At 69.6% G+C, this 14,211-nt stretch carries 1 protein-coding gene (running past one end of the window); it reads left to right on the top strand.

From position 1 onward, the window contains the following. The first annotated feature begins 5 nt into the window (after nt 1-5). On the top strand, nt 6-14,211 hold the 5' end (the start) of the coding sequence (locus MF270_RS19720; protein WP_238367499.1) for a CARDB domain-containing protein. 20,555 nt of this gene lie beyond the right edge of the window; only the first 14,206 of its 34,761 coding nucleotides appear in the window; the start codon lies at nt 6-8; the stop codon falls past the right edge of the window.

Here is a 14,211-nt window from a genome sequence, read left to right as displayed (position 1 = left end):
ACCAGATGCGGCGTGACGCGCCTGATTCCCGCCGTGGCGGGACGGGCGACGATGCGCCCGGCTCCGACCTCGCCAGGGGCACCGTCTCGCGCCGCGTGCTGATGGAGACGCTGGAGCCGCGCCTGCTGCTCTCGGCCGATCTCTTTCCCATCGCCGGCACGATCTCGGTCCCGGGCGAGATCGACAGCTACCAGATCACGATCAGCGAACCGACCCGCGTCACGCTCGACAGCCTGACCCCGTCCGAACTGTCCTGGCGGCTGGAAGGCCCCGGCAACGTCAGCCGCACCGGATCGCTGAACGATGACGAGGTCGAACGTCCCATCGACCTGGCGCGCGGGGTCTACACGCTGTCAATCTCGGGCAGCGCGTACCAGACCGGCGCCTATGCCTTCGAGCTGAAGGACCTGGCGGATGCCGATGCGCTGGCCTTCGGCAGCCCGACGACCGTGACCCTGCCGACCGGACAGGAAAGCGCGCAGTTCCGCTTTGACGGGGTGACGGGCGAGCGGATCTATCTGGATGTGGGCGAGAATTCGAGCAATTTCGGCGGGCGCTTCCTGCTGCTCGCCCCGGATGGAGAGATTGCCTTCGACGCCTACAACTGGTGGGTCGATACCGGGTTCACGTTGAAGCAGACCGGCCAGTACACGCTGCAGGTCGAGGGGCGGATCAGCAACGTCGAGGCGCAGTCCGTCACCTTCACCGCCACCCGCGCCGGGACCGAGCAGAAGGGTGCGGTGACCCTCGGGACCGAGGTTTCGGCCAGTTTCGACAGACACGGCGAATGGCATGTCCATACGCTGACCCTGGCGGCGAACACGCGGGTGTCGCTGAGCGGCACGCAAACCTACGGGGTGCCCGCGTGGGAGCTGCGCAGCGACGACGGCCTTGTCGGATCGGCCCAGATCCTGCCGACGGCCGAGGCGCCGCAGGTCTTCGACCTCGAGGCGGGCACCTACCGGCTGGTGATGCGCGCTGGATACAACACTGGCAGCTACGGCTTTACCCTGGCGCAGGACGGCGCCTATGCCGGCACGCCCGCGACGCGCAGCACCGCCGCGGCGGATTTCGGCGACCGGCTGACCGGCACGATGACCAGCGCCGGAGAGATCCACCGCTACACCTTCGTCGTGACTGCCGAGACCGAGGCCTGGCTGGCCCCCTTCACGCGCAACGAGAACGTGGTCTACACGCTCGAAGGGCCGGAAGGCGGGGTCCTGAAGGCCGGGCCCGGCGTCTTCTACGGCGAGACGCGGCACCTGGCCTGGCTGCGGCCCGGGCAATACACCCTGTCGGTGGCGGCCGCGACCGAGGCCGCCGGGGACTACGCGTTCGAGCTGGTCGACCGCCAGCGCGCGGCCGAGGTGATCACCCCCGGCACCCAGGTGACCACGGTGCTGGACGACACGGCCGCCCGCCGGGTCTATTCGGTCGACCTGCAGGCCGGCGACCGGATCGTTTTCGACCCCGAAGCCTATGACGTGACATCCGGCGTCTATTGGCAGATCTCCTACCGGCTCTACGCGCCCGATGGCCACCTTATCGAGTCGCTCGAAGAGGGCGCGCCCTATTCCGAGGCGGTCTACGTGGCGACCGATGGCACCTACATGCTCGAGGTCACGCGCGAAGATTCCGCGCGGATCGCGGCCGCCAGCTGGACGCTGCACCGCAGCCCCGTCGAGACGCAGGCGCTGGCGCTGGACACGCCGACCGAGATGCGGATCGACACGCCCGGGCAGGTGGTGGACCATGTGTTCGACGTCGATGCCGCCACCTCGATCACGGTGGACTTGGTCCGGTCCCTCGCCGGGGCCGAGAACCTGCGGGTGCAGCTCTTCCGCCCCGACGGCACCGCAGAGACCCAGCGCGCCCTCACCGGATCGCCGGACGATCTGCATTACGAGGTGGCGGCGGGGCGCTACACGCTGCGCGTCTGGGGCCTGAACGACGACACCGGCGCGGCCGAGATCGCGATCCGCGACGGGCGCGGCTTTTCCGCGACGGCCATCGGCACGCAGATCCTGGGCACCATGGACCCCGGCGAGCGGCTGCTGGGCTATACGTTCGAGGCCCGCGCGGGCCAGGTCGTGACGCTGGATTTCGCGGCGTTCACCGGCAAGACCACAAGCGCGAACCCGCGGGTGGCGGTGATCGGCCCGGATGGCGACGTGCGCTTGGACGACGACAGCTATGGCACCGACCGCCGCTTCACCGCGACGCGCGACGGGCGCCATGTGCTGCTGATCGACGGGCCCTTCGGGCAGAGCCAGCCCATGACCTTCGATCTGACCCTGCGCGATGCCAGCCCGACGACGCAGGCGATCACCCTGGGCCAGACGGTCGAAGGCGCCATCGACGTGCCCTTCCAGGTGCGCGATTTCACCTTCACGCTGGACGATCCCACCGCGCTTTATGTCGACGGGCAGCTGCCGGACGACATGTATTGGCAGATCTACGACGACACCGACACGGCGCTGCTGTCCGGTTCGGGCCGGCGGCTTGACAGCGACACCGGTACCGATGCGCGGATCGACCTTGCCCCGGGCAGCTACCGGATGCGGATCTCGGCCTATAGCGCGGGCAACCTGCCCAACTACCGCTTTGCCCTGCGCGACATGTCGGACAGCGCGCCGCTGACCATGGGGGCCGACCAGGCCGTCACCGGCGACCGGCAGCTCCAGGTCTTCCACGTCGACCTGGCGGCCGGCGCGTACCTGTATCTCGATGCCCTGTCGCGCAGCGGCGATGCCTATTGGTCGATCTACGACCCGACCGGCGCGCGGCTCGACACGCAAGGCACGCAATCCGACATGGCGATCCGCACCGCGATGAGCGGGCGCTACATCGTCACCTTCGACGGGCGCACCGCCGTCGACACCGGGTGGGAGATGACCTACCGCGCCAGCCTCGCGACCCGGACCAGCCAGCCGATGACCCCGGGCGTCAACGCGACCGGGACGATCGACACGCCGGGCAGCAGCGTGCGCCACACCTTCACCCTGGCCGATGGCGAGGTGCATTACTTCGACCCGCAGGTCTCGAGCACGGCGCTGAGCTGGCGGCTGGAAAAGGACGGCGTGGCGATCCGCGACGCGATCTCGTTCCAGGCCACGGACACGCCGCATGTCCGGTTCGACCTCGGCCCCGGCGATTACGCGCTGGTGGTGACCGGCAGCGGCAATTTCACCGGCGATTACAGCTTCAAGCTGACGCCCGAATCCGATGCCGTCACGCTCGAGGACAACGTGTCGACCCCGCTGACCACGCTGCGGCCGGCCAGTGCCGATGCGCTGTTCAAATGGGACGGGGTCGCGGGGCAGGTGCTCGATCTCGACGTGCTGTCCTACGACAACGGCAACATCGCCTTTTCGCTCTACGACCCGGACGGCAACGCGGTGCATCGGTCGTCCTACCTGCGCGACACGTCCGGCCTGCTGCTGCGCCGCACCGGGACCTATGTCATGGTCGTCAGCGGCTGGGCCACCCTGACCGACGAAACCGCCACCTTCGCCTTTGCCATGCGCGAGGCCGAGCGGCGCGCGGGCGCGACGCTGACCGGCACGCCGCTTGCGCTGGGCGAAACCGCCTCGGGCAACCTCGGTGACTCGGGGGTGCCCGACAGCTACGTCATCACGCTGACCGAGCGGACGCGGATCATGTTCGACGGGCAGACCAACAGCAACCGCACCTGGATGGAGCTTCACGACCCCTGGGGCCGGATGGCCGGGGGGCGGGCGCTGAACACGCTGCTCGACACCGATATCCCGCGCGACGACATCGTCTATGACAGCTGGCAGCTCGACCTGCCGCCGGGGACCTACCGGCTGGACATCGGCAGCTTTGACGCCGCCGCGCCCTACAACCTGCAACTGCTGGACCTTGATGCCGGACCACGGCTGGACCGGGGCACGCCGCAGGTGCTCCTGTTCGACCCGGCAACCCGCGCCCATGCGGTGACCTTCACCGCCAGCGCAGGCGAACGGCTGGCCTTCGAGATCGGCGAATCCGACGGCGTCGCGGACCGGCCCCGCTTCATGATCCTTGGCCCCGAAGGCCAGCGGATCAGCTATTCGCACTACACCCATTTCGTCGATTTCGGCGCGCCGACCGACGGGGTCTACACGCTGATCATCGACGGCGAGCCGGGCGAGGTCGCGCCAAACGAGATCACGGTCACCCTGCGCGGGAACGAATCCACGCCGATCGCCCTTGGCACGGCCGAAACGGTCCACCTGCCCGACGAGAATTCCGCGGACCGCTTTTCGTTCTCGCTGGACAGCGACCGGCGGCTGCTGCTCGACACCCAGTCGATCTGGACCCGCAACGTGGGCTGGTCGGTGATCGACGCGGACGGCGTCGAATGGGCCGGCTACCACCGCAGCGACAACAACACCGAGACGTTCTTTTCCCTGCCGCCGGGCGATTACACGCTGACGCTCTACAGCGGCACCGGCCACCCGGATTTCCCGGTCACGCTGCACGACCTCGGGGCGGGCGCGGGGATCGAGATCGGCGCGGACGTGGACGTCTCGATCGGTGCCGCGCGCGCGGCGCGGGTCTATCACTTTGACGGGGTGGCCGGGCAGGACCTGTTCTTCGACATCGAGAACCCCAGCGCGGCCTATTCCGACGGATACTTCCGCCTGGTTGCGCCCGATGGCGCCATGGAAGACTGGCAGCGGATGAGCGATCTGAGCTGGACGCGGCTGCGCATGTCGGGCCGCTGGACGCTGGTCACCATCCCCGAAATCAACCTTTCCGGTCCGCTGACCTACGATTTCCGCCTGATCGAGCCGGCGGTCGAAACGCATGCCCTGACCTTCGGCGAACGGCGGCAGGACACGATCCCCGAAAAGCGCGGCTGGCTCGACTACAGCTTTACCCTGCCCGAGGACGGAGAGGTCTATTTCGACGGCCAACTGAACGACGGCAACGCCCGATGGGCGATCTACGATGCCAGCGGCCGCAGGATGTCGGGCGACACGTTCAACGACGACGTGGGCGACAGCGCGCGGACCTACCTGCACGCGGGCAGCTACACGCTGCGCCTGTCGCGCGCCGACGACCTCGCGGTCGAGATGCCGTTCCGCCTGCTCAGCTTTGCCGCGCTTCAGCAGGTCGCGCTGGGCGAGCCGGTGCCGGTTCGGCTTGATCCCGGGTCGGTGACGCGCGGATTCCGGTTCGAGGGCACCGCAGGGCAGCAGATCCTGCTGCACATCGCCGAAGGCGCCACCTACGCCACCACCTGGCGCATCCTTGGGCCGGACGGCGAATTCATCGACGGCGCCAGCAGTTTCCTGCAGCCCGATCCCGTCGCGCTGACCAAGACCGGCACCTACACGCTGCTGCTCGAGGGCGAGACCGGCCAGATCGTCCCGCAAGAGATGCGGTTTTCCCTGCTCGAGGTGCCGCAGCCCGGGCCGGCCACCGTCACCTCGGCCCCGCGCGGTGCGCCCGACCTCGTGCCCTCGGGCCTGTCGGTCGGGGCGGCCGGGGCGATCACGGCGGGCGCCCCGGTCGCCGTCAGCTGGACGGTCACCAACGCGGGCGACGCAGCCACGGTGCCGGGCCGCGACCGGGTGATCCTGCGCCGCGTCGACACGGGCGAAATCGTCGGCATGCGCCTGACCGGCGACGGCACGGCCGTGCTGGCGGCGGGCGGCAGCGTCAACCGCTCGGTCACGATCACCCTGCCCGGCGGCGCGCTGGGCGCCGGCGCGCTGGTGGCCGAGCTCGAGCTCGACATCGCGGGCCAGGTGGACGAGGCCAGCGGCGGGCTCGCGCGCGAACAGAACAACGGCGCGACGGTGGGTTTCACCGCGCTCAGCGACTCGCTGCCCGACCTGGTGATCGAGGATCTGCGCGTCGAACCGGCGGGCAACTACGCCCCGGGCGACCGGGTGACGGTCAGCTGGACCACCCGCAACGCCGGCGGCGTGGCGGTCACCGCGCCCTTTGCCGAACAGCTGCGGGTGCGCAACGACTCGCTCTGGCTGGACCCTGTCGTCGTGCTCGAGGGCCTGCCCTTCGATCCGGCCCGAGACAGCGCCCTGCCGCCCGGCGCCAGCGTCGCCCGCAGCGTCACGATCACCTGGCCCGAAGGCACGGACGGCACCGGCCGGATGCTGTTCGACGTGGTGACCGACCTCGACAACGTGGTGGCCGAGGACAACGACGACGGCACGGGCGAGACCAACAACATCGCCGAAATCGCGGTGCTGTCGGTCCCCGATCTGGTGGTGCAGAACCTTGTCATCCAGCCGGCCGCGCCGCAGGCGGGCGACACGATCACCCTGACCTGGGACGTGGTCAACACCGGCACCGCCGGCGTGCTGACCGGGTTCACCGACCGGCTCTGGGTCTACAATTACACCACGCGGCAATGGGTCTACGACCAGTATATCGACTTCGAGCCCGAGGGCGGCACCGTCCTGGCCGCCGGGCAAAGCCGGGCGCGCAGCCTGGTGCTGACCCTGCCCGACGGGGCGAACGGCGCGGGCAGCCTGCGCTTCAACGTCTCGCTCGATTACACTGGCGCCACCCGCATCGTCGAGGACAACGAGGCGCGCGACGCCGAAAACAACAACACCGCCCAGATCGACTTTGTCTCGACCGAGCGGACCTATCCCGACCTGCGCCCGACCACGCCGACCGTCACCGGTCCGCTGGTGGCGGGCGGTCAGGTCACCGTGGCCTGGCAGGTGACCAATGCCGGACCGGTGGCGGCCGGGCAGCGGCTTGACCGCGTCGTGCTCAGCCGCGACGCGGTGATCGGCAACGAGGACGACATCTCTCTTGGCGGCATCGGCCGGGGCGGGCTGGCGGCGGGCGCCTCCGAGACCCTGAGCCTTGCGGTCACGCTGCCGGGCGACGCGGTGGGCGACTGGACCCTCGCCGTGGTGGTCGATGCCAACGACGTGGTGACCGAGGGCGATGGCGAGGCCGACAACATCACCGACCCGGTGCCGCTGACCATCGCGGCCGGAAGCGCACCCGACCTCTGGGTCGCCAGCGTGCTGGGCCCGACCGAGGGCAGCTGGGGCGACACCCGGTCCGTCACCTGGCGGGTCGAGAACATCGGCCAGCTGACCGCCGCGCGCGACTGGGTCGACCGGGTGTACCTGTCGCAGGACGCGGTGTTGGACGGCGGCGACATCCTGCTGGCCGAGGTGGCGGCGCCGGACGGCCCGCTCGCCCCCGGCCAGGACTACGTGCAAAGCGCCGAGATCACGATCCCCGGCGGGCTGACCGACGCCTGGCGGCTGATCGTCGTCACGGATGCAGACGACACACAGGGCGAAGGCGTCAACGAAGACAACAACGCCGGCGTCGCGCTCGAGCCGCTGCGCATCTCGTCCTCGCCCGCGCCGGATCTCAAGGTCAGTGACGTAGCGGGCCCCGAGAACGGATCGCCCGGCGCGGTGGCCAGGCTGACCTGGCGCATCGACAACCTTGGCGAAGGCACCGCCCGCGCGCCCTGGACCGACCGGGTGTACCTGACGCAGACCGGCACCACATCCGGCGCGCGCTACCTGGGCGATTACACCCATGCCGCCCCGCTGGACCCCGGCGCCTGGCGCGACGTCAGCTTTGACGTGACGCTGCCAAACCTCGCGGACGGGGCCTGGCAGTTCCTGGTCGTGACCGATTACAACAACCGCGTCTACGAGATCGGGCGCGAGGACAACAACAGCGACGTGTCCGAAGTGACCTTCGGCCTCGCCACGCCCAATCTCAAGGTCGCCAACATCCAGGCGCCGGGCACGGCGACATCGGGCGAGGTCATCGCCGTCACCTGGCAGGTGCGCAACGACGGCGCGGGCACGGCGGGCGCGGGGCGGATCGACCGCATCTACCTGTCGCAGGACGGCGTGGTCGGCGGCGGCGACATCCTGATCCATGAAAGCGCCGCGCGGGACGCGCTGGACGCGGGCGCGGTCGACACCCAGACCGCCGACCTTTCGCTGCCGATCGAGATCCGCGATGGCTGGCAGCTGATCGTGCTCACCGACGCGACCGACGTGGTCGAAGAGCAGTCGAACGAGGGCGACAACACCCTGTCCCAGGCCCTTCAGGTCACGCTGGCCGACCATGCCGACCTGCGCGTCGGCAACGTGACCGCCCCGCCGCTGACGGTCGCCGACCCGGCCACGATCACCGTGGGCTGGACGGTCACCAACATCTCGGACGCGCGCGGATCGGAAACCGGCTGGACGGACGAGGTCTGGGCCTCGACCGACAGCATCCTCGGGGACGGAGACGACGTCCTGCTGGGCAGCTATGCGCGCATCGGCAGGCTCGCCCCGGGCGCCGCCTATGTCCGGTCCGAGGCGATCACCCTGCCGCCCGCCTTCTCGCAGCGCCTGCAGATCTACGTGGTGACCGACGCGGCGGGCTTGGTGTTCGAGGATGGCGCGACCGCCAACAACCGCGCGCTCGTCCCGCATGACGTGGACGTGACCCGCGCGCCCTATGCCGACCTGCGCGCCCGGATGATCCGGGCCGATGCCGGCACCACCTCGGGCACCACGCTGACACTGGAATGGGAGGTCGAGAATTTCGGCATCGGCGCCACGAACACCTCCAGCTGGATCGACCTGGTGGCGCTGTCGGCCAATCCCGATGGCACCGGGCAGGTGGCCACGGCCAGTTTCACCCATCTCGGCGTCATGCAGGTCGGCGACACCTACCGCCGCACGGCCGAGATCGACGTGCCCGAGGGGCTCGAGGGGCCCTATTACGTCTCGGTCACCACGGCGCCCTATCGCGGACCCTACGAGTTCGTGCTGGGCGGCAACAACCGGGCCGATCCGCTGACCGTGCAGGTCGCGCTGGCGCCCAGCGCCGACCTCAAGGTGCAGGAGATCGCGACCGAGACCGACGCGACCGAGGGCGACGAGATCGACATCGCCTGGCGCGTGGTCAACCAGGGCCAGGCGCCGCTGTCGGGCAGCTGGACCGACCGCGTTCTGCTGGTCCCCGACGACCCGAGCAAGCCGTCGATCACCTTGGGCACCTTCACCAACTCCCGCAGCCTTGCCATCGGCCAGACCTACCAGCGCACCGAGCGGGTGCGCCTGCCCGCGCAGATCGAAGGGCTCTACCGCGTCACCGTCGTGACCAACACCAACCGTGGCATCTACGAACACGGGGCCGCGGCCGAGAACAACACGCTGGTGGACGACACCGCGCTCGAGGTCGCGCTGAACCCGCGGCCGAACCTAAAGGTCGGCACGATCATCGTCGCGCCCTCGGTCAGTGCGGGCGGGTCGGTCAGCGCGAGTTTCGAGATCATAAACCAGGGCGCCGTCGAGGCGACAGGCGCCTGGGAAGACCGGGTGTACCTGTCGCTGGACGACAAGCTGAGCGCAGATGACATCCTGATCAGCCGCACCGGCAACCCGCTGTCGCTGGCACCGGGCGAAAGCTACACCGTCACCTCGGACATCGGCACGGTGCCGCTGCGCTGGTCGAACACGGCCTATGTGCTGGTCTCGACCGATGCCGGGTCGAACGTGGACGAATACCCGTTCGACAGCGACAACCTCGGGTCGGCCTCTTTCGGCGTCTCGGCCCTGCCGCGGCCCGACCTCGTGACCAGCCGCGTCGTCGCGCCGGTGCAGGCGGTCTACGGCTCAGAGATCGAGCTGCGCTACCGCGTCACCAACCTGGGCCAGGGCCAGACGCTGGACGACAGCTGGCAGGACACGATCTGGATCGCCCGCGATCCGCGCCGGCCCAACACGGCGGCCTTTGCCGACATCGCGGGGGCCGATTTCCTCAAGGGCAATTCCGCGCGCCTGCTGGCCAAGGTCAGCCATACCGGCCACCTCGAGGTCGGGGACTATTACGACATGGTGGTGCGGGTCACGATCCCCGCCGACCTGCCCTCGGGGCGCTATTACATCACGCCCTGGTCCGACACCTACGACGCGGTGCTCGAGGATACGCTGGCGATCAACGTCAACCCCGACGACCCGAACGAGATCGACAACAACAACTACAAGGGCCGGGCGATTGACATCCTCGGCTATGAACCCGTGCGACCGGACCTCGTCATCTCGGACGTGACGACGGATGCGCCGGTGGTGGCGGGCACGGACCAGCTGGTGGTCAACTGGACCGTCACCAACGAAGGGCTGATCGACACGCTCGCGGATGGCTGGATCGACCGCGTGTACCTCTCGGACCGCGAGGTGCTGGGCACCGCCGGAGAGACACTCTGGCACCTCGGCGACATCCGGCGCGACGGCGCGCTGGCGCCGGATGGCAGCTACACCGCCTCCCAGGCCTTCGACCTGCCGCCCTCGGCGCGGGGGATGTATGTGCATGTCGTCACCGACGCCTCGGTCCGGGGGCGCGAGGCCGTGGTCGAAGAGGACGAGACCAACAACCTCGCCTCGGGCACGGCCGATGTCACCGGCACCGCCGCCGACCTGCGGGTCATCGCGGTGACGGCCTCGGGGCCCGGCACCTCGGGCGAGCCCATCGACATCACCTACACCGTGCGCAACGAGGGCGGAGACGTCTGGACCGGCACGCAATACTGGCGCGACGCGGTCTGGCTGTCGAAAGACCCGGTTCTCGACCGCAGCCGCGCCTATTTCCTCGGCCAGGTGCTGCATGACGCCGGGGCCGGGCTGGCCGCCGGGCAGTCCTACACCCAAACCATGGCCTATGACCTGCCGCCGGGCACGGATGGCGCCTATTACATCCATGTCGCCACGGACGTGGACAGCTTTGGCAACCTGCCGCGCGGAGAGAGCCTGTCGGGCACCGCCGCCAGTGTGATCGGCACCTACCAGTCGACGGTCTATGAAAGCACCGACGACCCGACCGGCAATTTCGGCCGGGGCGCGGTGAACGTGACCTATGCCGAGCCTGACCTGAAGATCACCGACCAGACCATCCCGACCGATGGCACCAGCGGCGGCCCCGTGACCCTGGCCTGGGAGGTGACCAACCAGGGCAGCCGCGCCACCCGCGAAAGCCGCTGGACCGACCGGGTGTTCCTCTCGGCCGACGGCTCGCTCGACGCACAGGATTACCTGCTGGGCGAGCTGGTGCATGACGGCGCGCTGGGGATCGGCGAGAGCTACACCGCCACGCTCGACGTGATCCTGCCGATCGGGATCGAGGGGCCGTTCACCATCTTCATCGAGACGGATTCGGATTTCGACGAGGGCGGCAGCTACCAGCCTTCGACCATCCGCGCCGGGCTGCGGGGGCTGGGCACTGCCGCCGACGCGGTGGACGAGTTCGCGGGCGAGGGCAACAACCGCACCACCGGCGCGATCACCGTCGAGGCGGCCGAGACCGCCAACCTCGAGATCACCCGCTTCGACGTGCCCCAGCGCGGCATCACCGGCCAGCCGGTCGCGCTGACGTGGGAGATCACCAACACCGGTGCCTTCGGCACGGGCGGCGGCTGGCGCGACCTCGTCTACCTCAGCCGCGATGAATCGCTGGACACCAAGACCGACTTCTTCCTCGGCTACCACGACCACCTTTCGGCCCTCGAGGCTGGCGGGAAACGCGAGGTGTCGCTGTCGGCGCTGCTGCCCAAGGGGCTGTCGGACAGCTATTTCGTCTATGTCGTCTCGGACCCGCTTAACGGCAGCTTTGCCGGCGCGGTCTACGAGGGCGGGGCCGAAAGCAACGTCCGGTCCTCGGCCCAGCCGCTGGTGATCGACCAGGTGCCGCCCTCGGATCTGACCGTGGACAACGTCGCCATCACCGGCGGCACGGCGCCCGGCGACAGCGTGACGGTGACCTGGGCTGTGACCAACGACAGCGCCGCCGATGCGAGCGGCGACTGGGTGGACAGCGTCTACCTCAGCCGGGACGGCAGCTGGGACATCGGCGACGTCTTCCTGGGCCGTTTCGCCCATGGCGGCGGGCTGGCGGCGGGCGAGGCGTATGCCGGCAGCCTGACGGCCGAACTGCCGGTGCTGGCGGAGTCGTCCTGGCGCGTGCTGGTGCGGACGGATGCGCGCAACCAGGTGCCCGAGGGCGCGTTCGAAGGCAACAACACCGCCGCCGGGATCGCCCCCTTCACCGTCACCGCGCCTGGGATCACGCTGGGCATTCCGACGACGATCACGCTCGACGGGTCCGACGAACGGCTCTACCGCGTCGATGTGGAGGCCGGTCAGACCCTGCGCGTCGCGCTGTCCGGCGGCGATCCGGATGTCCCGAACGAGGTCTTCGTGCGCTGGGACCAACCGCCGACCCAGGCCATTTTCGACGCCAGCCACGACACCGTCTTCGGCCAGTTGCAGGAGGCCATCGTCTCGTCCACCGAGGCGGGCAGCTACTACATCCTCGTGCGCAGCTTCGGCGGCAGCGACGGCGACCCGGTCGCCCATACGCTCAAGGCCGAGGTGCTGCCCTTCCAGGTCACCGATGTCTCGCCCGATCAGGGCGGCTCGGCCCGGTTCGTCACGTTGACCATCGACGGCGCAGGCATCCTGCCCGGCGCCATCGCCAAGCTGTCGCGCCCCGGCGTGGCGGAATACCTGCCGGTCTCGGTCAAGAGCATCGACGCCACCCGCATCATCGCCACCTTCGACCTCGAGGACGCGCCGCACGGGCTTTACGACGTGGTGGTCGTGAACGGCGACGGCGAAGAAGCGGTCGAGCCCTACCGCTACCTGGTCGAGCGCGAGATCGAGCGCGACGTGACCGTCGGCCTTGGCGGCCCGCGGGTGGTGCCGGCGGGCGAGGCGGGGATCTACTCGGTCGTGGTGGACAGCCTGACCAACGTGGACACGCCCTATGTCCATTTCACCTTCGGCGCGCCCGAGATGGGCAGCAACGACATGGCCTACGGGCTGCCGTTCCTGTCCTTTGCCACCAACATCGGCGACGGGTCGGACAGCCCCGCCGCCGGCCTGACCGGCGCGCAATCGGGGCTGAACCTCGGCGGACAGCTGCTGGCGCCCGGCTATGCCTATGACCTCGCCGCCGAGGGGCAGGCGCAGATGACATTCGCCGTGCAGACCTATCCCGGGCTGCAGGCGCTGATCGACCGCGATTTCGAGGGCATCAAGACCGTCCTCTACGCCCGCGATCCCGAGCTGGCCGAGGCGGACGGGCTGGCTGGCGGCATCGATGCGCTGGAAGCGGTGGACCCGCTGATCCACGAGATCTTCACCGATCCGGGCTTCGAGGTGATTTCGGGCGACCTGCCCTGGTACCTGCCGTTCCAGTTCAACGTGGTGGCCGCCGCGACCCCGATGACCCGGGACGAATTCGTCGCCCGTCAGCGCGCCGATGCCGAGACGCTGCGCCAGGCCGTGCTGGCCGACGAGACCGCCGTGCCCGCCTTGCAGGCGCTGGCGGCGGACGCGGCCGCCTGGATCGACGGGTTCCTCGCTGCGCTGGAACAGGCCGGGCTGCTGCGCGAGGAGGCCGACGCGCCGCCGGTCTTCGAGTCGACGCGCGTCACCTCGCTGGTGGCGCAGCTGAGCCAGGGCCTGCTGCTGGGCCCGGCCGGGGCCGAGATCGCCAGCACCGGTGACCTGGTGGACTTCTACGCCCAGGTCCGCGCCTGGTACGGGTCGACCCCGTCCGAACCCGCGCCGATCGCCCGCTACGACGTGCGTCAGCCGCCGCGGGGCCTGCCCTACGACGTGCCGGTGCCCGTGCTGCCTGATGCCGCCGATTACGATCAGGACCTCAGCCGCCCGACCACCTTCACCGCCTTCAACATCTACGCGCCCTGGCTGGGCGCGGGGGCCGTGAACCTGCCCGATTTCGGATCGGACGCCACGACCGGGGAGCTCGAGGCGCTGGACCTCGACCGCTTCCGCGACATCGCGGGGGTGGCGGCGGGCGAGGGCACGGCCTGGCTGCGCGGCCCGGTGGGCAGCGGCGCGGGCAACTGGGTGCCCGGCGACGTCGCCCTGCCGCACGAGATCGGCTTTGCCGTCGATGCCGAAAGCCCCCGCCCCGTGCGCGAGCTGCGCATCGTGACCGAATTGGACGAAGGCCTGGATGCCCGCAGCTTCCGGCTGGGCGGGCTGACGCTGGGGTCGCTGTCGCTGCAGGTGCCGCCCGGCCGCATGGTCTACCAGGCCGAGCTTGACCTGACCGCCACGCGCGGTTTCGTCCTGCGGGTCTCGGCCGGGATCGACCTCGGCTCGCGCACGGCCACCTGGCTGGTGCAGGCCATCGACCCCGAGACGGGCGAGCTGCTGGAAGGCG

It is taken from the genome of Mesobacterium pallidum (assembly GCF_019966535.1).
Lineage (GTDB): Bacteria > Pseudomonadota > Alphaproteobacteria > Rhodobacterales > Rhodobacteraceae > Mesobacterium > Mesobacterium pallidum.
The sequence above is the reverse complement of the archived record's forward strand: the minus strand, read 5'-3'. Positions and strand labels throughout refer to the sequence as shown.